This is a genomic window from Dietzia sp. IBK-p2-15D (assembly GCF_057773105.1).
The window spans coordinates 1-433 of the sequence record NZ_JBYMTK010000130.1; the positions used below are offsets into that span (position 1 = coordinate 1).

Annotated in this window: 1 protein-coding gene; it reads right to left on the reverse strand. The window is 46.7% G+C overall.

Annotation, left to right across the window (positions count from 1 at the left end; all coding sequences use genetic code 11):
• Positions 1-166: 166 nt before the first annotated feature.
• The coding region (locus AC3DEV_RS17210; protein WP_488372910.1) for a tRNA nucleotidyltransferase/poly(A) polymerase-related protein at positions 167-433 on the reverse strand (267 nt) is incomplete at its 5' end.

A 433-nucleotide genomic window follows, 5' to 3' on the forward strand; every position in this document is an offset into this window, starting at 1 on the left:
CCCGCCCATCGATGACTTCGGTAGTAGGTGCTTTACCCAAATCGTGAAACAGGCAAGCAAGCATAACCGTTAGCTTTTCAGCCTTAGTCAGTCCCTCTGTTTGTGATTTGTTTTCCATATAAGAAGTATAGCAGAAAGAATCTGCTTTGTCAAGTATTAAATAGGGCTATCCGCAATATTCGTTAGCCCTATCCATTACCATCAAGGTGTGTGTCCAAACGTCACCTTCGGGATGCCAAAACTCATCTTGAGGGATAGTGCGGAGGATGTCAAGTTCGGGAAAAAGCTGACCGATTGCACCGACCTCATCCAACATTGTTAAACCGTGTCCAACGTCAGCACCCAAGAGCAACTTTTCCATTTCTCCCATCACCCGCTCGGCAGGCAGGTCAGACAGGTCAACCGTTCTCATAAAGTCAATATCCGCTACGAT